The sequence below is a fragment of the Actinoplanes nipponensis genome (assembly GCF_016862275.1).
Classification (GTDB): domain Bacteria; phylum Actinomycetota; class Actinomycetes; order Mycobacteriales; family Micromonosporaceae; genus Actinoplanes; species Actinoplanes nipponensis.
In genome coordinates this window covers 98554-121081 of record NZ_BOMQ01000061.1, presented here as the reverse complement: position 1 = coordinate 121081, position 22528 = coordinate 98554, and the positions used below count along the sequence as shown (strand labels likewise).

Below are 22528 nucleotides of genomic sequence, written 5' to 3'. Positions count from 1 at the left end.
GATTGCGGAAAAGACGTCCGGCGGTCAGGTGGCCAGGCCGTGAATGCTTCCCAGGGTCTCGGTCAGGGGCTGCCCGGAACCGCCCCAGCGCGTCTTGATCAGCTCCGCGGCGATGGACACTGCGGTCTCCTCCGGGGTCCGCGCCCGCACATCGAGCCCGATCGGCGAGTGCAGGCGGGCCAGCTGCTCGTCCGTGACGCCGACCTCCCGCAGCTTGGCCGTGCGGTCGTCGTGCGTACGCCGGCTGCCCATCGCGCCGATGTAGCCGGCCGACGTGCCGAGCGCGACCTGCAGCAGCGGCACGTCGAACTTCGGGTCGTGGGTGAGCACGCAGATCGCGGTCCGCGGGTCGACGGTGGCCTCCGCGAGGAACTTGTGCGGCCACTGGACCACCACCTCGTCGGCGTCGGGGAAGCGCTTGGCCGTGGCGAAGACCCCCCGCGCGTCGCACACCGTCACGTGGTAGCCGAGGAACTTGCCGACGCGGGCGACGGCCGCGGCGAAGTCGATCGCGCCGAACACCAGCATCCGCGGCGGCGGCGCGAAGGCCTGCACGAAGACCGAGACCTCCTCCATCCGGCGCTGCCCGTCCGCGCCGTAGTGCCGCTGGCCGGTGAGACCCTGCGCGAGCATGCCCCGGGCGTCGTCGTCGATCGCGTGGTCCAGACCGGCCGAGCCGAGCGAGCCGGAGGTGCGGTCGTCCCAGATCACCCGGCGGGCGCCGGCGCCCCGGACCCCGGAGACGACGGTCGCCACGGCGACCGGTTCGTGCCGGTGCACCGAATCGGCGATGGCCCGCAATTCGGGAAAAGTGCTCTGATTCACCGGCTCCACGTACACGTGCAGGATTCCGCCGCAGGTCAGGCCGACCGCGAACGCGTCGTCGTCGCTGAAGCCGTACTTCTCGAAGAATGGCTCGCCGGTTTCGATCGCCTGCTTGGCGACCTCGAACACGGCGCCCTCCACGCATCCGCCGGAGACGCTTCCGACCACCTCGTCCTGCCCGGATACCGCCATCGCGGCGCCGGGCTGCCGGGGGGCGCTGCGGAATGTGTTGACGACCGTGGCCAACCCGAAGGTCCCGCCACTTTCGTACCAGTCGAGGATTGGCTCGAGCACGTCACGCATCGCTGTTTTCCTTTGTTCGGCACCAGCACTGCTCGGCAACGGAACGCGAATACGACAACAGTACGCTGGCGCCGGAACGCAGCAAGCGAAAGAATGCGCACCATGGCGGCGCAACCGGCGGGATCGACGATTCCGCGAACCGCGGACGTGGTGATCGTGGGGGCCGGCGCGGCCGGTGCGGTGCTGGCCGCCCGGCTGGCCGCGGCCGGCGCGGGCACCGTCCTGCTGGTCGAGGCCGGACCGGACTACCGCAGCGCGGACACCCCCGCGGCGGTGCGGGGCACGGACGTCAGCCGGGCGCTGGCGGTGCGTGCCCTGCGCTGGCCCGGCCTGCGGGCCCGGCTCACCGGGGACCAGCCGCTGCGCCCGTACGTGTGCGGGCGCGGCGCCGGCGGCAGCTCGGCGATCAACGGTCAGCTCGCGGTGCGCGGCCCGGCGGCGGACTTCCGGGCGTGGGTGGACGCGGGCCTGCCTGATTGGGGCTGGCCGGAGGTGCTGCCCGCCTTCGCCGGCCTCGAACGGGACCCGGACTTCGGCGACCGGCCCGGGCACGGCTCGTCCGGCCCGGTGACGATCTCCCGGGCCGCCGCGGACCGGCGCGGGCCGCTCAGCGCCGCCTTCGCCGCGGCCGCCAAGGCCGCCGGCCACCCCGAGCATCCCGACCTCAACGCGGCCGGCAGCACCGGGCTGTCCCCGACCGCCTGGCATCGGCGGGACGGCACGCGGGTCTCCAGCAACGACAGTCACCTCGAACCGGCCCGGCACGAGCCCCGGCTCCACGTCGCCGGGGATCACACCGTGTCGCGGGTGCTCTTCTCCGCCGGCCGGGTACGCGGCGTCGAGCTGATCACCGGTTCCGGCCGCGAGCTGGTCTCCGCGCCGGCGGTGGTGCTCTGCGCCGGCGCGGTGCACTCCCCCGCCATCCTGATGCGGTCGGGCGTGGGGCCACCGGAGCAGCTGGGCGCGCTGGGCATCGAGGTCGTCGCCGGGCTGCCCGGCGTGGGCGCCGTCCTGAGCGACCATCCGGCGATCCTGCTGGAGCTGCGGCTGACCGATGCCGCCGCCGCGCGGGCCCGGGAGACCGAGTCGGGCTGCTTCCTGGTGCGCCTGCGGTCCGGCCCGCAGGCCGGTCCCGCCGACGACATCCAGCTGCTGCCGCTGGACCGGACGGTGGGCCCCGCCGCGGCCGGCCTGCTGGTCTCGCTGATGCGGCCGGTCAGCGTGGGCAGCCTGCGGCTGGGCGGCGCGGACCCGGCCGCCGACCCCGTGCTCGATCTGGGCCTGCTCACCGAGCGCGCCGACCTCGACCGGCTGGCGGCCGCCGTCCGGCACGCCGCCGACCTGCTCGCCGGTCCCGCCCTGCGCGGGACGATCGCGAGCGCGCCGGCGCTGCCGGACGGCGACCTCGGCCGCTGGCTGCGGGAGAACTGCCGGCCCCAGTACCACCCGTCGGGCACCTGCCGGATGGGTCCGCCGGACGATCCGGCCACCGTGGTGGACCAGGAGGGCCGCGTGCTCGGGGTGGACGGCCTGTGGGTGGCGGACGCCTCCGTGCTGCCCCTGCCGTGCGGGGCGCCGCCCTACCTCACGACGGTGATGCTGGCCGAGCGGCTGGCTGCAGCCGTTCGGCGTCGGCTCGGGCAAGGGCGGTGAGGATCCGCTCCGGGTCCACCGGGGTCCGGTCGACGCGGGCGCCGACCAGCGCCAGGGCGTCCGCGACCGCGTTGAACACGCACGGCAGGGCGCCCACCGCGCCGCCCTGGCCCATACCCTTGTGCCCGCCGGGCGTCGGCGACGGCGTCTCGATGTGGGCGCACTCCACCGCCGGCGCCTCGACGGCCGTCGGCACGGTGTAGTCCGCCAGCCCCAGCGTCAGCGGGCGGCCCTGCTCGTCGTAGCGCACCTCCTCGAACAGCGCGCCGCCGATGCCCTGCAGCACCCCGCCGGCGACCTGGCCCTCGACCACTTTGGTGTTGATGATCCGGCCGCAGTCCTCGGCGACCACGTACCGCTCGATCCGGACCAGGCCGAGCTCGCGGTCGACCTCGACCAGGCAGCCGTGGCAGGCGTTGGACCACGTCACCGGCGGCGCCTTGAACCGGCCGACCGCCTCGAGGACGCCGGTGTCCCCCGCGGTGCGGGCGGCCTGGGCCAGCTCGGCCCAGGTGGCCGCGGCGGCCGGGTCCAGGCGGTCGGCCAGGGCGCCGTCGCGCGGCTCGATCCGCTCGGCGGGGACGCCGAGCAGGCCGGCGGCGAGCTGCCGGGCCGTCGTGAGCAGCTCGCCCGCCGCGGCGCGGCAGGCGCTGCCGGTGATCACCGCGGTGCCGCTGGCCCCGGTCCCCCGCCCGTACGGGGTGTCGCCGGTGTCGCCCTGCACCACCCGGACGGCGTCCACGGCCAGCCCGAGCTCGCCCGCCACGACCTGGGCCATCGTGGTCTCGACGCCCTGGCCGCCCGAGCCGGTGGCCAGGAACGCGGTGACCGTGCCGTCCGGCTCCACCCGCAGCCGCGCGGTGTCGGTGGAGATCGGGTCCATCGTGCCGATGCTGGACGGCTCCACGCAGAGCGCGAGCCCGAGCCCGAGGAGCCGGCCCTCCTGCTCGAACAGCCGGCGCTGACGCTCGCGCAGCCGGTCGTAGTCGAGCAGCCGGGCGACCTCCTCGAGGGTGTCCGCCGGCGTCACGTGGTCGAGCATCAGCCGGGTCGGCAGCGAGTACGGCAGCTCCGCGGCGGACAGCACGTTGCGGCGGCGCAGCTCCAGCGGGTCGAGCCCGACCGCCCGCGCGACCTCGTCCAGCATCTCCTCGCGCGCGACCGTCGCGAACGCCCACGGCCCGCGATACGCCCCGCGCGGGCAGGTGCTGGTCCGCACCGACCGGAAGCGGAAGGCGTGCTGCGGGATCCGGTACGGCCCGGTGAACATCATCCCGACGAACGGGCCCGCCTTGGCGATGACGCCGGTCGGGTACGCGCCGGTGTCCTCGAGGTGGTCCAGGTAGGACCCGAGGAAGCGCCCGTCCTCGTCCAGCGCGAACGTGCCGGTGCCGACGTCGCCGCGGGCGTGGGTGCTGGCCGTGAAGTTCTCCCGCCCGTCCTCGATCCACTTGATCGTGCGGCCGAGCACGTACGCGGCGAGCGTCACGGTCAGCTCGTCCCGGCCGGTCCAGAACTTCTGCCCGAAGCTGCCGCCCACGTCGCGCGCGGTGACCCGGATCCGCTCGGCCGCCAGCCCGGTGACCCGGGACATCGCCAGCTTCGCCTCGTGCGGGTTCTGCGTGGAGATGGTGGCCGACAGCTCGCCGGTGCCCGGGTCGTACGAGGCGACCACCCCGCGCGTCTCCATCGGCGCGTTGGCCTGTCGCTGCTGACGGCAGGTGGCCCGGACGACGTGCGGCGAATCGTCCAGCGCGCGCCGCAGCTTGGGCCGGACGGGCGACGCCATCTCGGTGCAGAGGTTGGTGCCGGTCTCCGGGTACACCAGGTTCGTGGTGTCCTCGGCCGCGGTCTCCGGCTCCAGCACGGGGCGGGCCGGCTCGATCTCGACCTCGATCAGCTCCAGCGCGTCCTCGGCGACGTAGCGGTCGCGCGCGACGACCAGCGCCAGCGGCTCCCCGGCGAAGTGCACCCGCTCGCCGGCCAGCGGCAGCAGGCGCGGGTCGTCGTCGGCCAGCCGGGGGGTGGGCTGCATCGGGCCGGCCCGGTCGTTCAGGTCGGCGGCGGTCAGCACGGCGACGACACCGTCGAGGGACCGTGCCGCGCTAGCGTCCAGGCGCAGGATCCGCCCGGACGCGACGATGCTGCGCAGGAAGGCGGCGTGCAGGGTTCCGGGCGGGGAGACGTCGTTGACGAACTCGCCGCGGCCGGCGAGCAGGCGCAGGTCCTCGCGCCGCAGGGCGGCCTGTTCGGCCGGTGACGGCGCTGTCCCGCCGGCCTCCGCGGCGCGGGCGACCGCCTTGATGACGTTGGTGTATCCCGTACAGCGGCACAGGTTGCCGCACAGCCCGGCCCGGATCTCCGCCTCGGCCGGCGCCGGCCGCTCCCGCAGCAGCTCGGTGCCCCGCATCAGGAAACCCGGGGTGCAGAATCCGCACTGGATGCCGTGCTCGGCCTGCAGGGCCGCGGCCAGCGGCGACAGGGCGCCGTCGGGGCCGCCGAGGCCCTCGGCGGTCCGGATCTCCGCGCCGTCGGCCTGCACCGCCAGCAGCAGGCACGACAGGACGGTGACGCCGTCCATCGAGACCGTGCACGCGCCGCAGACGCCCTGCTCGCAGCCGACGTGGGTGGCGGTCAGGCCGCAGCTCTCCCGCAGGAAGTCGGCCAGCGTGGTCCGGGCCGTGGTGGTGGCGCTGCGGGGCTGACCGTTGACGGTCATCTTCACGTCGATGTGCTCAGGCATGCGTCACCTTGTCTCGAGCCGTGGCGACCGCCCGGGCGACCGCGCCCCGCGCCAGCGCGCGGCGGGACACCCCCCGGATGGTCGGCGTGTCCGGTGGGTCCAGCCCTTCCACCGCGGCCTCCGCGACCTCGTCGGGCGCGGCGCCGCGGGCCAGCGCCGCCTCCGCCGCGGCGGGCCGGACCGGCGTCGGGGTGACCCCGAACAGCACGATCCGGCCGGTGGCCGGGCCGAGGACCACCACGGCGCCGGCCAGCGCGGGACCGGTGGCGCGCGGGGCGATCCGCTCGATCGCGTACGCCGCCGGCGCGGACGGGACCGGGAACTCGACGGCGGCGAGCAGTTCCGTCGCGCCCAGGGCCGTCCGGTGCGCGCCGAGGAAGAACTCCGCGGCGTCGACCTGCCGGATCTCGTCACCCCGGACCTCGATGCGGGCGTCCAGCGCGACCGCGACCGCCGGATACTCCGCGGCGGGATCGGCGTACGCCAGCGCCCCGCCCACCGTGGCCCGGTGCCGCACCTGGACCGGCCCGGCGAGCGCCGTCACCTCGGCCAGCAGCGGCAGCGCCGCCCGTACGGCCGGGTCGTTCTCGACGTGCCGCAGCCGGGTCAACGCGCCGATGCGCAGCCGCGAGCCGTCGCGGGTGACGAAGGCCAGCTCCGGCACCCGGTTCAGGTCGACGATCCGGGGCGGCCGGACCGTACGGCTGGCCAGCAGCGGCATCAGCGTCTGCCCGCCGGCCAGCAGCCGGGTCCCGGGTCCGTGTTCGGCCAGCAGGGCGACGGCCTCGGCGGCGGTGGCCGGGGCGTGGTAGGCGAATCGGGCGGGTTTCACGTCGTGCCGACCTCCGATGTCGTGCCGGATGGTGACCGCTCAGCCGGTCGTGTACGAGGCGAGGAACTCCTCCACCTCGGCGACCGTCTGCTCGTAGCCGTAGTTGCGGTAGGCGTAGCCCTTCGCGACGAACGGGGCCCCCGCGTAGAACATCTCGTACTGGTGGTGGCGGCCGGCGAACTCGGACCCGACGGCATCCCACACGAGCTTGAACAGCTTGACCCGCTCCTCGGCGCTGACGCCGGGCGACTGCACGTACCGGTCGATGTCCCGGCGGGTGGCCGGGGCGAGCATGTCCCCCACGCCCGCCGGCAGCTGCAGCACCCCGCCGCCGGCGAGCTCGCGCACGATGGCCAGCACCCGCGGGTACAGCTCGGCCTGCAGCCCCATGGCGCCGTAGAGGGCGCGCGCCCCGGGCCGCCACATCCCGTTGGCGTCCGGGGCCGCCTGGTACTCCGCCGCCAGCACCGCGGACTCCACGATCGAGGCGAGGCTGGCGAGCTCGCCCAGCTTCTCCTGCACGCCGGGGATCTTGTCGACCTGGTTGACCGCGGTCAGCTTGCGGGCCAGCCCCAGGATGAACTGCAGCTTCGCCACGAACCGGATCTGCGCCTGGCTGTTGCCCATGACGTGCGCGCCGGTGTCGAAGAACTGCCGGCGCAGGCCGGCCACGTCGCGGTCGACCAGGACGCGGTCCCAGGGGACCAGCACGTCGTCGAACACGACCAGCGCGTCGGTCTCGTCGTACCGGCTGGACAGCGGGTAGTCGAAGGCGCTGGTCGCGCCGGTCGCGTACGGCCGCCGGCAGTAGAGCTTCAGGCCCGGCGTGGCCAGCGGCAGCAGGAAGCTGACCGCGAAGTCGCGGTCCTCCGGGGTCAGCGGCTTGATGCAGGAGATCAGGATCTCGTCGGCGACGGCGGCGCCGGTCGCCAGCATCTGCGCGCCGCGGACCACGATGCCCTCCGGTCGCTCCGCGACCACACCCGTCTGGATGAAATCCGCGTCCCAGTCGTGCGCCGTCGCGGCCCGGGAGAACTGCGGCGGGATGATCGCGTACGTGAGGTACAGGCTCTCGTCGAGCAGCCGCCGGTAGTGCGCCGTGACGTTGGCCGCGAAGTCGTGCGGCTCCCGGGCGAACGCCTGGGGACAGGAGGCGAAACCGGCGAGGAACGCGCCCACGTGGTCGGGGCCCCGGCCCACCCAGCCGTGGCTGTGCCGCGCCCACGTCTCGACGGCCCGGCGCCGGGCCACCAGCTCCTCGTGCGAGCGCGGGATCGAGAAGACCCGGTTGGCCTCCCGGCCGGTCTCCGGGGCGAGGTAGCTCATGTCCCGCAACGGGTCGGCCGCGAGGTCGTAGAGCTCGGCGACGGTCCGCGCGACCGGGGCGAAGGCCGGATGGGTGGTCACGTCGTCGACGCGTACCCCGTCGAGGTAGATCTCCCGGTCATCCCGCAGGGATGCCAGATACTCGTCACCCTTGCGCATCGGATCCTCCTCAGCGGCGGTGGGTCGGGCCCGGACCGCACGATAACGTTGCACCGACGATTGCAGGAAGGGACCAAGATGGCGGAGCGATCGGCAGCGCCCGGCGACCCCTACGGCGGCCGGCCGCCGACCAGTCACGAGCGGCGCAGCGGGCAACCCTGGGACGCGTCCTATCAGGACGGTCCGGCGCCGTGGGACATCGGCGGGCCGCAGCCGGCGGTGGTGCGGCTGGCCGCCCGGGGCGGATTCGCCGGCTCGGTGCTCGACGCCGGCTGCGGCTCCGGCGAGAACGCCCTGCACCTGGCCGGGCTGGGCCTGCCGGTCCTGGGCGTCGACGTCGCGGAGACGGCGGTGACGCTGGCCCGGCGCAAGGCCGAGCAGCGCGGGCTCCGGGCCGACTTCGCGGTGGCGGACGCGCTGCGGCTGGAGCAGCTGGAGCGCCGGTTCGACACGGTGCTGGACTGCGGGCTGCTGCACAGCTTCGACGGCGAGGAACGGCTGACCTACCTGGCCGGCCTGGCCGCGGTGACCGAGCACGGCGGCACCCTGTACGTGTTGTGCTTCCGTCCCGGGCCCGACGCCGGCCCGCACCCGGTGACCGAGGAGGAGCTGCGCGCGGCCCTCACCGCGGTCCCCGGGTGGGAGGTCGCCGCCCTGGAGCCGGAGCGCAGCGAGACGCGGTTCCACGACAACGGCGCGCCGGCCTGGCTCGCGACGGTCAAGCGGAGCTGAGCCGCCCCGGGCGGGCGGGGCTGGCCGAACCGGGACGGTTGCTGCCCGCCGCGGCGCGCCGCCATCCTTTCTCGAAGGTTGCCGCGACCGTCGAGAGGGGACCGTTCCGTGCTCGGACTCGCCCAGCGTGCGATCGAGATGAAGTGGCCGATGCTGCCGCTGCGTCCGGTCGCGGGCCGCTACAACCCGTACGACCCGTCGTACATCCGCGACCCGTACCCGTGGCTGGACCGGCTGCGCGCCACGGCCCCGGTCCACTACAGCCGGGTGACCGGGTCCTACCTGGTCAGCAGCTACGCCCTGGCGACCGAGGTGCTCGCCGACCGCCGGTACACCGGCAACCGCAAGCTCGACTCCTCGCTGCGCAACCGCATGTTCCTGCGCTTCGGCAAGTTCAGCCCGGCCGAGGAGAAGGCGCAGGACAGCACCCTGACCAACGTCTCCGACGACATGCACCAGAGCATGCGCAACGCGATCAGCTACGACTTCGGCAAGCGCCGGGTCACCGCGCTGCTGCCCCGCATCGAGTTCTGGGTCGACCGACTCCTCGACGAGGCCGCCGCCCGCGGGACCATCGATCTGGTCAACGACTTCTCGGCCAAGCTGCCGGTGCTGGTCGTCGCCGAGCTGCTCGGCTTCCCGCCGCAGGACGCGCGCCGGCTCCAGGAGTGGTCGGACAGCTACCTCGTGCTGGTCGATCCCCTGATCAAGGGCGCCGGCGTGGCCCGGATGAGCGGGGCCTTCCACCAGTTCGACCCGTACATCGCCGACACGCTGAGCCGTAAACGCGCCGAACCGGGCGACGACCTGATCACCCGGCTGCTGGAGCGCCACCGCGAAGGCGAGTTCGACGCCGCCCAGCTGCGCACCCTGATCATGATGCTGATGGTCGCCGGGCACGAGGTGATCACCAATCTGCTGGGCAACGCGGTGGCCACACTGCTGCGCTTCCCCGAGGAACGCCGGCGGCTGCAGAAGGAGCCGGAGCTGATGCCGACGGCGATCGAGGAGTTCATCCGGTTCGAGTCGCCGATCCAGGCGGCCTGGCGGATCGCCAAGGAGGACCTGGAGATCGAGGGCGTCACGGTGCCGGCGCGGCGGGCGGTCACCGTCCTGATCGGCGCCGCGAACAACGACCCGGCCCAGTTCACCGACCCGCGCCGGCTCGACGTGGGCCGCGCCGACAACCGGCACCTGGGCTTCGCCCTCGGCTCGCACTACTGCGCCGGCCCCTGGCTGGCCCGCGTCGAGGGCGCGGCCGCGCTGTCGCGCTTCCTGGAACGGTTCCCCGACTTCCGCGGCGACGCGACCCGGCTCCGCTGGAAGCCGGCCGCGGGTCTGCGCGGGCTCTACGAACTGCCGCTGACGCTGTGAGGGCGCTGCAATCCGTCGCGGAGCTCACCCCGGCCTGGTGCACCGCGGCGCTGGCCCGGTGCACCGGCGGCGCCGCGGTCGCCGAGGTCGCCGCGACCCCCCTCGGCACGGGTCAGATGGCGGACACGTACCGGTTGCGGCTGAGCTACGAAACCCCCGACGCCGGGCCGCCGACGTGCGTCGTCAAGCTCACCGCGGCCGCGCCGGAGAGCCGTACGGCCGCCAAGGTGACCCGCGCGTACGAGGTGGAGGCGCGGTTCTACCAGCACCTCGCGCCGCGGATCCGCGCCCGCATCCCGCGGTGCTACGCCTCCTGCTACGACGAGCAGTCCCGCGCGTTCACGGTGCTGCTGGAGGACGTGGGCGCCGGCCGCGCCGTGGACCAGGTCGAGGGGTGCGACAGCGTCCAGGTGGACCGGGCCGTCGACGAGCTCGCGGCGCTGCACGGGCCGCTGTGGGCCGACCCGGCGCTGGCGTCGCTGGGCTGGCTGCCCCGGCACGACGGCCCCGACGCCGCCTGGATGGCGTCGCTGGTCCGCCGGGTCTACCCGCGCTTCCTGCGCCGGTTCGGCGACCGGCTGCGGCCGGAGGTGATCGACGAGCTGGACGCCTTCGTCCCGAACGTCGAGCAGTACCTGCGGGACCGCCCGGGCCCGCGCACCGTGGTCCACGGCGACTTCCGCGCCGACAACCTGGTCGCGGACCGGGGGCGGATCACCGTCCTGGACTGGCAGACCGCGGCCCACGAGCCCGCGGCCACCGACCTCTCCTACTTCCTGGGCGCCAGTGTCGATGTCGCGATGCGCCGCGAGATCGAACACTCCGCGGTACGGCGATACGTCGCCGCCCTGAGCCGTCACGGGGTCACGGTTTCCGTCGACGACTGCTGGCGCGACTATCGCCGATACGCATTCGGCGGCCTCTTCATGAGTATTGTCGGATCGACGTTGGTGACCCGGACCGAACGCGGCGACGACATGTTCGCCACGATGACGAACAGGCACGGAATGCACGCCGCCGATCTGGGCTCGCGCTCATTTCTGCGCTGACCGGCCGACTCAGTCGCGGCTTTCCGCGGCGTCCTTGGCGGCATTCTGCTCGATCAGTCCGAGCACCAGGTCCTCGATCTCCTCGACCGTGGTGATGTGCTGCACCTGCGCCTGGTCCAGCGGCGGCAGATCGAACTCGTCCTCCAGTGCGAAACCCAGCTCGAGCAGGGCGAGCGAGTGGTATTCGAGGTGCTCGACCAGCAGGGTCCGACCCTCCTGGACGCCGCCGGGGTTCGGCGCCACCTGCAGGATGATCGAGCGGACCCGCGCCCGGACGTCTGAATCGGCCGACTTGGCTTCGATACTCATTCAGTCTTCGCCACCGTTCTCATCATCAGTTGGCTGCACTGTGCCCGTCGCGACAGCTGCCTTAGTGCGCATGATGACTCAAGCGCCGCTGATCCGACATCCTGAACGGGTCGCACCGCGTTTGCTCACCCCGCGCGGATCGGCCGCGGATGTCACGAAAGGAAGTGTCCGAAGTGATCACCAATCCACTGACCTCCTGGATCGATGTGCCGGCAGCATACCGGGGCATCCGGTTCTGGCGGAACGATGACTGGGAGTGGTGGGCGTACAAGGACCTGGCCGCGTTCGCCCGCCGGATCGCCGGGGGAATCATCGCGGCCGGGGTCCGGCACGACGACCGGGTGCTGGTCATCGAGCGCACCGGGCCGGAATTCGTGGCCGCGCTGTACGGCGTGATGCTCGCCGGGGCGATCCCGTGCCCGGTCGCCCCGCCGCCCCTGTTCCAGAGCGAGATGCACTACGCCCGGCACCTCCAGGCGATCAGCGAGGTCGCCGCGCCGTCCCTGGTGATCACCTACGCCACCCTCGCCGAGCAGCTCACCTACGGCGGGTACGAGACGCAGGTCCGTACCGCCGCGCAGCTCGCCGCCGGCGACGAGGCCGCCGCCCGGCCTCCCGCCGGCGCCGCACTGCTGCAGTTCACTTCCGGTTCGAGCGGCCGGGTCAAAGGCGTCCGGGTGCCGGTCTCCGCCCTGGCCTCGAACGTCTCGGCCATCCGGGCCTGGCTGGAGATGGGCGAGGGGGACGCGACGGCGTCGTGGCTGCCGGTGCACCACGACATGGGCCTGATCGGCTGCCTGCTGACGCCCGTCGTGCAGCAGCGCGACCTGTGGCTGCAGGAGCCGGCCGACTTCGTCCGCGACCCGGCCCGGTACCTGGCCTGCTTCAGCGCACCCGGGGCGGCGATGACCGCGATGCCGCCGTTCGGCCTGGACTACATCGCCCGGCGGGTCTCCCCCGAGCTGCTGGCCGGCTCCGACTTCTCCGGCTGGCGGGCCCTGATCATCGGCGCGGAGCGCATCGACATCGAGGTGCTGGAACGGTTCATGGCCCTGATGGGCCCGTTCGGCTTCGACCGGCGGGCGCTGCTGCCGGCGTACGGGCTGGCGGAGGCGACGCTCGCCGTCACCGGCCTGGCCCTGCGGGAGAACCTGGCGACGGTCCCGGTCGCGCCCCACCTCGTGTCGCTCGGCGAGCCGGTGACCTCGACCGGCGCGGACGCGCGCGACGTCGTCGGCTGCGGCCGCGCGCTGGACGGCGTCACCGTCTCGGTGGTGGACGACGCCGGCGAGCCGCTGCCCGACCGGCACGTCGGGCAGATCGTGGTCGGCGGCGCCTCGGTGGCCGAGGGCTACGTCACCGAGAACGCGACGAGCCTGACCGAATGGCGCGACGGTCTGCTGTGGACCGGCGACGCGGGCTTCCTGGACGACGGCCAGCTGTACGTCATCGGCCGCCTCGGCGACGCGATGAAGGTACGCGGCCGGACGGTCTTCGCCGAGGACATCGAGAGCGCCCTGGTCGAGGCCGGCGTACCGCGCCTGCGGGTGGCGGTCCTGCTCGGCTCGACGGCGGCCGGCCCGACCGCGGTGGTCCTGCTGGAACGCCCGCAGGCCGAGTGGATCGAGGCGGCCCGGACGGTCTCCCAACGCATCACGGAGGGGGTGGCGATGGAGATCCTCGACGTCCCGCGGCGCTCGATCTACCGCACCACCAGCGGCAAGCCCAAGCGGCGGGACATGTGGTCGGCTTACGTGGCGCACAACATCGAGGGCACCGAGGTCGTCGGGGAGCCGGTTCCTAGCGTGGGCAACTGACGGTCCTGCGCACTCGCCCATCGTGGGGTGTGTTTCCGTTTGTTGTTCCGGGGGCCGGCGCCAGGAGTGGGCGCCGGCTCTTTCGCTCGCTCACCGCTGAGCTGGAGGCTGACGCTCGCTCGCCCCCCGCGCCGGCGGCGTTGCCGTCGCTGCATGCCCGCCTCTCCCGCTCGTCCGCCGCTTCCGCTCGCCCACGGCCGCGACGAGCGCTGCCTTGCCGTCGCTACCGCTCGGGCCGGGCTTGTCGGCTCATCGAGGCTTTTGTTGCGACCGGGGTTCTGCCTCACGCTCGCCCCGCCCGAGATCGGGCGCCTGCCCCCTCGTCGCCAACGGCCGAACTGGACGCCTGCCTCCTTCCCGCCCACCGGCGAACCGGCGCCGGCGGCCTTTCAGACCGCGCCAGCAAGCGACCAGGGTGGGCCCTCGTGCCGTCGCAGCCGGCCATTCCGCCTCACGAGGGCGGCTGGGTCGACGTCCTCTTCTCCACGGTGCTTCTGGAACAGATCCGCGAAGAGTGCACTGGACGGCGGGCGGTTGCCAGCGGGCTGCGGGCGGCAGGCGGCAGGCGGCAGGCGGCCGCCAGCGGGCGGCAGGCGGCGGGCGACGGGCGGCAGGCGGCGGGCGACGGGCGGCCGCCAGCGGGCGGCAGGCGACGGGCAGTGGGCGGCAGGCGACGGGCAGTGGGCGGCAGGCGACGGGCGACGGGCGACGGGCAGTGGGCGGCAGGCGACGGGCGGCGGGCGACGGGCAGTGGGCGGCAGGCGACGGGCGGCAGGCGACGGGCGACGGGCGGCAGGCGACGGGCGGCAGGCGACGGGCGGCAGGCGGCAGGCGGCAGGCGACGGGCGGCAGGCGACGGGCAGCCGGCGGCCGTCAGCGGGCAGCCGGCGGCGGGCGAACGGCGGCAGGTAGCCGTGCGAGGAGGAGCCAAACAGTGGCGGCCGGACGGCAAAAGGCGGGCAAGCGATGTGCGAGCGGCGAAAGGCCGGCAAGCACCGGACGGCGGCCGGACGGCGCCAGCGGAGGAGCGGCAGCCAAGCGGTGAAGGCAAGCAAGCGACGGGCAGCGACCGATCGGCGCGAGGGGACGAGCGACGAGGCAAGCGGCCAGCGAGCGATAGGCAAGCGGCAAAAGCAAGCAAGCGCCGGACAAAAGCGGGAGTGGGCGAGTGACGAAAACGTCCGGTCGGCAAGCGGCAGGCGAGCAACCGCAGGCAAGCGTTAGCCGGATGAGCAGCCGCGAGAAGGCACCCGACGGCAGGCGCGCCGACCCCAACACGCCGCGCCGGATCGGCCCGCGCTCCAAGCGGACCGAGCCGCGCTCTAAGAGCCGGCCGACAACCGGAAGCCTCAAGCACAGGCACGCGGAAGCAGCACCACCAACCCGGCAAAGACGCAGCGAAGGCCACCCCAACCGTGCCCGTCACCACCGTGGTGGAGCACCCCCGCCGACCACCCCACCCCCGATCAGATGCCCCCCAAGACCACTCAAGCCGGACGGATCCGGATCGGCACGCTCAGGCAGGATCGGAAGTTCGGGATGTGCCGTCGCACCACCGGCCCGTCCGGCTCGACCTGCGCGAAGTGCCGGGACACGAACGTCAACACCGACGCCGCCTCGGCCCGGGCGAGCGCCGCGCCCAGGCACAGATGGATCCCTCCGCCGCCGAAGCTCAGGTGCGGGTTCGGCCGGCGGGTCAGGTCCAGCTCGTGCGCGCGGGCGAAGCGTTGCTCGTCGTGGTTGGCCGAGCCCAGGTGCAGGATGAGCACCCGTCCCGGCCGGATCGTGCGCCCGCCGACCTCGATCGGCTCGTGCACCATCCGGCTTTTCACCTGGACGGGGGCGTCGAAACGGAGCAGCTCCTCGACTCCCCTGGTGGCCAGTTCCGGGTCCGCGCGCAGCAGCGCCACCTGGTCCGGGCGGGTGGACAGGGCCGCGAAGCCGTTCGCGAGCAGGTCCGTCGTCGTCGTGAAGCCGGCGAACAGCAGGAAAACGATGTTGTCGATCAGCGACTGCCGGCTGACCGTTTCCGGGTCGACGTCGCAGAGGCGGGAGATGACGTCGTCGCCGGGGACGCGTTCCTTCTCCGCGAACAGGGCGGTGATCTTCTCCTGCATCCACTGCAGGGCGGCCACGGTCTCCCCGCGTTCGGACTCCGGCAGGTACGTCGCGAAGGCCTGTGACAGCTCCCGCGCCCGGGGGCGTACCTCGTCGAGGTTCTCCAGGTCCAGGCCCACGAAGTCGGCCAGCACCCGGATCGGCAGTTTGTCCGCCAGGTCGCTCACCGCGTCGAACCGGCCCGCCTCGACGGCCGGGGCGAGCAACTCCTCGACCATCGAGTCGACCTTGCTGCGCCGCTCGCGGACCGCGCGGGTGGTGAACTCGGGGTTCAGCAGGCGGCGCAGCACCGTGTGGGCCGGCGGGTCGCGGTTCAGCAGGACGTGCCCGAAGAAGTCGGCCAGCGGGCCCTCGCCCAGGGCGATGCGGTGGTAGTCCTCGCTGAACTCCGCGCCGAGGCGGTCATCGTTGATCAGGGGGGCCACGTCGGCGTACCGGGTCACCACGAACTGCGCCGGGCCGCCCCGGCAGAGCGGGCCGGCCTCGCGGAGCTTCCGGTACGTGGGGTACGGGTCATCCAGCAGCGCCATCTCGGCCGCGTCGTACTTGGGGGGCAGGCTCACGGGTCCGTCTCCTTGCCTGGTCGTCCGCCGTCGGCGCCGAGGTGGGCCAGCGCGGCCCGGAGCACCGCGTCCCGCTGCCCGATGAGGTAGAAGTGGTCGCCCGGGAAGACGTGCAGCGTCATCGGCCCGGCGGTCATCTCCGTCCACGCCCGCATGTCGTCCGGCCCCACGTCCGGGTCGTCCGCGCCGACCAGCCCGACGATCGGGCTGTGCAGCCGCATCGGCGAGGGCCGGTAGCGGGCGACCGCGCGGTAGTCGCTGCGCAGCCCGGCCAGAACGGCGTCGCGCGCGTCGGGCCGGTTGATCAGGGCGGCCGGGGTGGCGCCCAGCCGCCGCAGCTCGCCGATGAGGGCCTGGTCGGTGAACTCGGTCAGGCCGTTGCGCAGCGGGCGGTTGGGCGCGGGGTGGCTGGACAGGAACGTGGCCACGGGCGGGGCGCCCAGCGCCTCCAGCCGCAGGGCGGTCTCGTACGCCACCACGGCGCCCATGCTGTGACCCAGCAGCGCGATGCGCCGCCCCGACGCCAGCCAGGACTGGCCGCGCAGCGCCGTGACGACGCCGTCGGCGAGCCGGTGCACGTCGTCCACGCAGGGCTCGCGCAGGCGGTCGAGCCGCCCGGGATACTGCACCGCGCTCAGTTCCACGGTGGCCGGCAGCGGTTCGCCCCACGAGCGGAAGAACGACGCGGAACCGCCGGCGTGCGGGAACGCGAGCAGCACGGTGTCGGCCTGCGGGCGGGGATGGGCGCACCGCAGCCAGGTCCCGCTCGCGTACCGCCGGCCGTTGCGCGCGTTCATAGCGCGCCCTCCTCCATGCCCTCCGCGTCGTCCTCCACCGCGTCGCGCGGGCCGGCCGGCACGCGGGAAGCGGTCCGGCCGTCGACCGTCCGCAGCTCGGTGACGGCGTCGGCCGTCTCCAGCCGGTCGCACGCCCACTCCGGGTCGAGCACGTCGGCGGCGAAGTGCCGCCCGGGTGGGACCGCGCCGTCGAGCACGGCCCGGGCCGTCAGCGCCGCGGTCGCCCCGGTGAGTTCGCTGGAGCCGCGGCCCGACAGGATCAGCGTGGGCAGCGCCGGGTCGTCGCGCAGCTGGAACACCAGCCGCTGGTAGCGGCTGCGGCCGAACAGGTCGAGCTCGCTGGCCCGGACCACGTCCGCCGGGCCCACCGCGCCCGTGCGGGCGGCGGCCAGCGTCTCGCGCAGCCGGGCGCCCGGGAAGACGGTGTAGAAGACCAGTTCGGCGAGCCCGAGGTGACGCGCCACCCGTTCCATCTCCGGGCTCAGGTACGGCACGCCGCTGGCCTGCTCGGAGAAGTACGGGACCGTGCCTTCGAGGGCGGGCGCGCCGGCCCGTTCCACTCGCGACCCGTCGCGCCACACGGCGAAGGTGCGCCCGGCCGATCCGTGCACCACGGCCAGGTAGTCGGCGGCCCCGCCGAGGGAGAACCGGTCCTGCCCGCCCGCGTAGCAGACCAGCCGGCCGCCGGGATCCTCCACCAGCCGGCGCGGCAGCAGTCCGGTCAGGCCGGGCAGCATGCCGGCCGACAGCACCACCGGCGCGGCCAGCTCGACGCCCGCGAGCAGGTCGTGGACCGGCTCGTCGCCGCCCGGGTCGACGTAGGGCACACCGGCGGCCGCGGCCGCCCGGGCCAGCTCCGCCCGGCTCTCCGGCGGCGCGGCGGTGCAGTTCACGACCAGCCGTACGGAGCCCAGGAAGCGTCGCACCGCGGCGGGCTCACCGAGGTCGACGGCGACCTCCGCCCGCGCCGGGTCCCGGCCGGCGACCACGACCGGTCCCAGGCCCCACGCCCGCAGCTGCGCCACGGTCGCGCGCCCGACGGACCCGTACCCGCCGATCACACCGATCGCGGTCATGGGCCTTCCCGCAGTTGCGCGGCCAGGGCCATCACGGACGGGCCTTCCAGCAGCACCCGCAGCAGCGCGTTGTACGACATCGGGCCGGCCTCGGGGACGTGCTCGATCAGCAGCCCGGCCAGTTGCGAGGCGATCAGCGAGTCGCCGCCCAGGTCGTAGAAGCCGGCCGAGCGGCCGACCGCCGGCAGGTCGAGGACCTGGCAGTAGAAGGCCGCGAGCCGGCGTTCCAGGTCGTCGACCGGCTCGTCGGCCGTCGGCTCGGCCGTGCCGCTCGACCGCGGGACCAGGCCGCGCAGCCGGTCCCGGTCGACCTTGCCGTTGGCGGTCAGCGGGAGGCGGTCGAGGATCTGCACCACGCCGGGCACCATCACGGCCGGCAGCCGCCGGGCGGCCGCGTCGATGACCTCCTGGGGGCGCAGCGGCACCCGGTCGGCCTTGACCTGGCAGGCGTAGACGTGCAGGCCGATCTCGGTGAAGACGTCCCGCTCCTCCGGCAGCGCGAACACCAGGTCGTCGCCGAGCAGCGCCAGCCAGTCCGAGTGGGCCACGAACGTCTGGTCGCGCCCGTGCCGCAGGTCGGTGAAGTCCTCGGCGCGGCCGTCGGTGAGCATCAGCTCCATCGAGGTCATGATCTGGTAGTGGTCCCGGGTCATCTCGGCGAACAGCAGCCAGCCGCCCGGGGCCAGCAGCTCGCGCAGCGCCTCGACGCTGTGGCCGACGTTCTTCGTCGCGTGGAAGACGTCGCCGAGGATGACGGCGTCGAACGAGTTGGGCGAGAAGCCCTGCGCGCGGAAGTCGGTGTCGATGTCCAGGGTGGCGTAGCGCACCCAGGGGTACTCCGCGAAGGACTCCTTGGCCTTGTTGAGGAAGAACTGGGACAGGTCGGTGAACACGTACTCGACGTCGGATCCGGCCAGCGCCGGGATGACGTCCAGGCTGGTGCCGCCGACGCCGGCGCCGACCTCCAGCACGCGGAACGGCTTGGCGCTCGACCGGGCGATGGTGGCGATCGCCTCGGCGAGGATCCTGTTCGCCCAGCGGTTGAACAGCGTCACGTTGTACAGCGACTCGCCGATGTCCACGCGCCCTTCCGGGAACAGCAGCTGCACCGCGTCGGCGCCCTCGCTGCGCAGCACCTCCGGCAGGCTCCCGGTGCACGCCTTGAAGTAGTCGTGCACCTTGGCCGAGGCCGGGTCCAGGCGGGCGACCAGGTCGTCCACCTCCCGCCAGGCCGCCTCGACGGTGGCCGGTTCGACCCGCAGCTCCGCCCGGTAGCGGTCGGCGTCCTGGAGGATCAGCAGGCCGTGCTCGGCCAGCGCGCGCACCCAGCGGCGGACCACCCGGTGGTGCCGCGGCGGCGCCCCGGTCCGGGTGATGATCTCGGCCGTGGAGTGGACCTCCCGCGGGCCGGAGAACAGCCCGGCGTGCTGGAAGGTCCGCAGCATGGACAGCAGCGCGATGTCGTCCAGGCGGCGCAGGTAGGCGACGTACTCGGCCCGGTCGACGCCGGCGGTGCTCCGCTCCCCCACCGCGGCGGCGGCCTCGGCGGCGACCGCGCCGACGTCGGCGCCGTCGCGGTCGGCCCGGGTGCCGGGCTCGACGAAGGCCACCAGCCGGCGGTCCGTCCGCGAGACGTCGTCGACGATCACGGCCGCGCCGGCCACCTGCCGGTCGGCGATCAGCGCCGCCTCCACCTCGGCCAGCTCGATCCGGTGACCCCGGATCTTGACCTGGTTGTCCTGGCGGCCCAGGAACTCGATGGCGCCGTCGGGCAGGTAGCGGCCGAGGTCCCCGGTGCGGTAGAGCCGCTCCCCGGTGTCCGGGTGCGCCACGAACCGCTCGGCCGTGCGGACCGGGTCGCCGAGGTAACCGAGGGCGACGCCGGCGCCCCCGATGAAGATCTCGCCGGGGACCCCGTCGGGGCACTCCCGCCAGCGCCGGTCGAGGACGTACATGTGCTGGTTGGCCAGCGGCTTGCCGTACGGGATGCTGCGCCATCCCGGGTCGACCGCGCCGATCGGGTAGCTGATCGACCAGATCGACCCCTCGGTGGCGCCGCCGAGGCTGATCAGTTCCAGCTCCGGCACGAACCGGCGGATCCGCTCGGGCAGGTTCACCGGGATCCAGTCGCCGGACAGCAGCGCCAGCCGCAGCGACGAGACGTCGGCGCTCGCGGTGGCCAGGAAGTCGGCCATCATCTGCAGGTGCGCCGGCACCGAGTTCCAGATGGTCACCCGGTGCGCGGCGATCAGCTCGGCCCAGTGCGCCGGCATGCCGCGCTGGTCGTGATCGGGCACGACCAGGCAGCCGCCGACGGCCAGCGGCCCGAACATGTCGTAGACCGACAGGTCGAAGCCGAGGTTGGTCAGTCCCAGGATCCGGTCGCCGGCGCCGGCGCCGACGCCGAAGCGCCGGTTCATGTCCTCGATGGTGGTCAGGGCGCCGCGGTGGCTGATCTGGACGCCCTTCGGCGAGCCGGTCGAGCCGGACGTGTAGATCACGTACGCGAGGTCGGCGGCGGGCCGGGCGAGCGCCGCGCGGCAGAACGCCGCGAGGTCCACCTCCGCCGCGCCGCCGCCGGTCTCGTCGACGACCACCACCCGCAGGCCCTCCGGCCAGGACGACCCGTCGCGCAGGTGTTCCTGGGTCACCACCGTGGTCACCCCGGCGTCGGCCAGCATGCGGTCGCGCCGCACGGCCGGCTGGTTGGTGTCGATCGGCAGGTACGGCGCCCCGCTGAGCAGCACGCCGAGCACGGCGGCGAGCTGGCCCGGCCCGCGATCGGTGATCACCGCGACCGGGGTGGTGGCGCCCGGCCCGGCCTCGCCGAGCTCGACGGCGACGCCCACCGCGCGGCGCAGCAGCTCCTCGTAGGTCATCGAGCCCCAGGAGCCGGCCAGCGCGGTCAGCTCCGGCGCCCGCAGGGCCTGCTCCACCAGCGGCTCGTGCAGCAGCCGGTGCGCCGGAAGGCCGGGGACGTCGGTGGCGTTCGCGGCCCGGCGGCGCTCGGCCTGCCCGGCCGGCAGCGGTACGGACGCCGGCCGCTCCCAGCAGCCGGGGTCGTCCGCCAGGCCGTGCAGCAGCCGCGCGAAGGCGTCGAACATGTCCTCGATCAGCCCGTCCGGGAACACTCCCTCCCGGACGTCCCAGTTGACGATCAGCGACCCGTTGGCGACCAGCGCCTGACAGTCGATCCACACCTGCGGGGTCTGGGTGAGCCCGTGCACCAGGGTGGCGTCGCGCCAGAACTCCGGCTCCCGGTTGTCGAGCGCGATGGCGCTGGTGAACACCACCGGCATCAGCGCCTCGGCCCGCCCCCGGCGGGAGCCGAGCTCGCGCAGCACCTCGATGCCGGAGCAGGCCCGGTGGTCCATGTCGGCCCACAGCTGCGCCTGCAGCGCCTTGGCCGCGCCGGCGAAGGTGTGCTCCGGCCGCGGCCGGACCTCCAGCAGGTCCACGGAGGTGAAGTCGCCGACGATCTGGTCGATCCGCGGGTGCACGGGCAGGCGGTTGAGCATGGTGACGCCGAGCGTGAAGCCGTCCTGCGCGGTCCAGCGGCTGATCGTCTCCGCGTAGGCGCCGAGGACCACGCCCGACGGGGTCAGCCCGTGGCCGGCGGTCAGCTCCTGGAGCCGCCGCCACTGGTCCGGCGCGAGCCGCGTCTCCCACCGGCGGAACTCGGCGTGCCCGCGCTTGGCCACGTCGGAGCGCAGCGGCAGCTTCGGCGCCGGCGGCAGCTCGTCGATCCGCTGCCACCAGTAGTCGTGCGCGCGCCGGTAGCCGCGGCGGTCGCGCAGGCGCTGCTGGGCGGCCAGGTAGTCGCGGAACGTGACGTCCAGCGCCGGCAGTGGCTCGCCGGGACGGTGGTAGACCCGGTGCAGCTCGTCGAGCAGCAGCTGCACGCTCATGAAGTCGGCGATCAGCAGGTCGAAGGAGACGTGCAGCACCGACCGCCCGGCCGTCTGCGACAGGCGCACGTCGAACATCGGCCACCGGCCGGGCTCGTACGAGCGCCGGGCCATCTCCCGCCGTACCGCCGCCACCTCGTCCGCCGCCGCCGCCCCGGACGCGGACCGCAGGTCGCGGACCGGGATCTCGTAGCGCGGGGTCTCGGGCAGCACCTGCTGGTGGCCGCGCTCGTCGACCACCGCCCGCAGCATCGGGTGCCGGTCGATCAGCTGCTGCCACGCCTGCGACAGCCGGCCCGGGTCCGCGTCGGCCAGGTCGGCCTCGAGGTAGACCTGGCAGCCCACGCCGCCGTAGTCCAGGCCCTCGTTGCGCCCCAGCAGATAGGCGCTCTGCACGTCGGTGAGCGGGAAGGGGTCGCCGGCACGGTCCGGCTCGGCGACGAGCAGCGTCTGGTCGACGTCCTCGCGCAGGTACTCGAGCAGGGCCGGCCGCAGCCGGCGCAGCTCGGCCCGGTCGTCCTCGCCGAGCGCGCCGCGCGGAGCGCGGAACCGCAGCTGGCCGTCCGCCGCCCACAGGTGCACGCCGGCCGCCTCGAGCCGGTCGACCAGCTCCGCGGGGTGTGCGCTCGCGCTGTGTTCTGTCACTGCCCGTCCTCCCCGGCGAGCTCGCTGCCGGGCAACGGCTCTCGAACGTCGTCCACGACCACCCCCGAGGCTCTCGCGCGTCCAGCTGTCACCGGGGCACCGAACCGGCTGACGCAGTACACTCGCCGACTCGCCACTGTGCGGGTGGATCGATGCAGGTGGATCGGCGCAGGTGGATCGGCCGGCCTCGGGGCCGCGGCAAGGTCGATGCCACGATGGCGTGAGCCGACCGGCGGTCGCAAGCGGTCGCGTTGGCCCGTCCCGCAGGCCGCCGGGCCGCTCGCTCCCGGCGCCGGCTT

The 22528-nt window shown here is 74.0% G+C and carries 14 protein-coding genes; 5 read left to right on the top strand and 9 right to left on the bottom strand.

The annotated features are described in order from the left end of the window. Nucleotides 1-24 precede the first annotated feature (24 nt). The gene (locus Ani05nite_RS26120) at nucleotides 25-1128 is read right to left on the bottom strand and encodes an XdhC family protein (protein WP_203772495.1); all 1104 of its coding nucleotides are present in this window, start codon (nucleotides 1126-1128) and stop codon (nucleotides 25-27) included. 102 nt (nucleotides 1129-1230) lie between these two features. On the opposite strand from Ani05nite_RS26120, the gene Ani05nite_RS26115 reads away from it, so the two are divergent. Further along, on the top strand, nucleotides 1231-2781 hold the full coding sequence (locus Ani05nite_RS26115) for a GMC family oxidoreductase (protein WP_203772493.1): 1551 nt from the start codon (nucleotides 1231-1233) through the stop codon (nucleotides 2779-2781). Here Ani05nite_RS26115 and Ani05nite_RS26110 read toward each other — a convergent pair. Genes Ani05nite_RS26110 through Ani05nite_RS26100 form a run of 3 tightly spaced genes read right to left on the bottom strand, consistent with a single transcriptional unit; the run spans nucleotide 2714 to nucleotide 7841 of the window. Further along, a complete protein-coding gene (locus Ani05nite_RS26110) occupies nucleotides 2714-5524 on the bottom strand; it encodes a molybdopterin-dependent oxidoreductase (RefSeq protein WP_203772491.1) in 2811 nt (936 codons plus the stop codon). The genes Ani05nite_RS26115 and Ani05nite_RS26110 overlap by 68 nt on opposite strands. Then, complete coding sequence (locus Ani05nite_RS26105; RefSeq protein ID WP_203772489.1) at nucleotides 5517-6356, bottom strand: FAD binding domain-containing protein; 840 nt, start codon at nucleotides 6354-6356, stop codon at nucleotides 5517-5519. Before Ani05nite_RS26105 ends, Ani05nite_RS26110 begins: the two co-directional genes overlap by 8 nt. Before the next feature lie 39 nt (nucleotides 6357-6395). Then, the gene (locus tag Ani05nite_RS26100; RefSeq protein ID WP_203772487.1) at nucleotides 6396-7841 is read right to left on the bottom strand and encodes a 4-hydroxyphenylacetate 3-hydroxylase family protein; all 1446 of its coding nucleotides are present in this window, start codon (nucleotides 7839-7841) and stop codon (nucleotides 6396-6398) included. Between the two features lie 78 nt (nucleotides 7842-7919). Here Ani05nite_RS26100 and Ani05nite_RS26095 point away from each other — a divergent pair, with 78 nt between their 5' ends. From Ani05nite_RS26095 to Ani05nite_RS26085, 3 genes are all read left to right on the top strand, one after another. Continuing rightward, on the top strand, nucleotides 7920-8573 hold the full coding sequence (locus tag Ani05nite_RS26095) for a class I SAM-dependent methyltransferase (RefSeq protein ID WP_203772486.1): 654 nt from the start codon (nucleotides 7920-7922) through the stop codon (nucleotides 8571-8573). Between the two features lie 108 nt (nucleotides 8574-8681). Further along, nucleotides 8682-9947 carry a cytochrome P450 gene (locus tag Ani05nite_RS26090; protein ID WP_203772484.1) on the top strand — a complete coding sequence of 422 codons (1266 nt, stop codon included), beginning with the start codon at nucleotides 8682-8684 and terminating at the stop codon, nucleotides 9945-9947. Next, nucleotides 9944-10996 carry a phosphotransferase family protein gene (locus Ani05nite_RS26085; protein ID WP_203772482.1) on the top strand — a complete coding sequence of 351 codons (1053 nt, stop codon included), beginning with the start codon at nucleotides 9944-9946 and terminating at the stop codon, nucleotides 10994-10996. Before Ani05nite_RS26090 ends, Ani05nite_RS26085 begins: the two co-directional genes overlap by 4 nt. A gap of 9 nt (nucleotides 10997-11005) precedes the next feature. Here the strand turns inward: Ani05nite_RS26085 and Ani05nite_RS26080 are convergent, their stop codons facing one another. Further along, complete coding sequence (locus tag Ani05nite_RS26080; protein WP_203772480.1) at nucleotides 11006-11305, bottom strand: acyl carrier protein; 300 nt, start codon at nucleotides 11303-11305, stop codon at nucleotides 11006-11008. Between the two features lie 173 nt (nucleotides 11306-11478). On the opposite strand from Ani05nite_RS26080, the gene Ani05nite_RS26075 reads away from it, so the two are divergent. Next, nucleotides 11479-13122 carry an AMP-binding protein gene (locus Ani05nite_RS26075; RefSeq protein ID WP_239130634.1) on the top strand — a complete coding sequence of 548 codons (1644 nt, stop codon included), beginning with the start codon at nucleotides 11479-11481 and terminating at the stop codon, nucleotides 13120-13122. A gap of 1487 nt (nucleotides 13123-14609) precedes the next feature. Here the strand turns inward: Ani05nite_RS26075 and Ani05nite_RS26070 are convergent. From Ani05nite_RS26070 to Ani05nite_RS26055, 4 genes are read right to left on the bottom strand one after another with little or no spacing between them, the layout of a single operon-like run. Beyond that, nucleotides 14610-15803, bottom strand: coding sequence for a cytochrome P450 (locus tag Ani05nite_RS26070; RefSeq protein WP_239130633.1), 1194 nt, complete (start codon nucleotides 15801-15803; stop codon nucleotides 14610-14612). Then, nucleotides 15800-16600: a thioesterase II family protein gene (locus Ani05nite_RS26065; RefSeq protein ID WP_203772476.1), complete on the bottom strand. Its 801-nt coding sequence runs from the start codon at nucleotides 16598-16600 to the stop codon at nucleotides 15800-15802. The genes Ani05nite_RS26070 and Ani05nite_RS26065 overlap by 4 nt, the downstream gene beginning before the upstream one ends. Then, nucleotides 16597-17676 carry a saccharopine dehydrogenase NADP-binding domain-containing protein gene (locus tag Ani05nite_RS26060; protein ID WP_203772474.1) on the bottom strand — a complete coding sequence of 360 codons (1080 nt, stop codon included), beginning with the start codon at nucleotides 17674-17676 and terminating at the stop codon, nucleotides 16597-16599. Before Ani05nite_RS26060 ends, Ani05nite_RS26065 begins: the two co-directional genes overlap by 4 nt. Next, nucleotides 17673-22229, bottom strand: coding sequence for a non-ribosomal peptide synthetase (locus Ani05nite_RS26055; protein ID WP_203772472.1), 4557 nt, complete (start codon nucleotides 22227-22229; stop codon nucleotides 17673-17675). Before Ani05nite_RS26055 ends, Ani05nite_RS26060 begins: the two co-directional genes overlap by 4 nt. Nucleotides 22230-22528 lie beyond the last annotated feature (299 nt).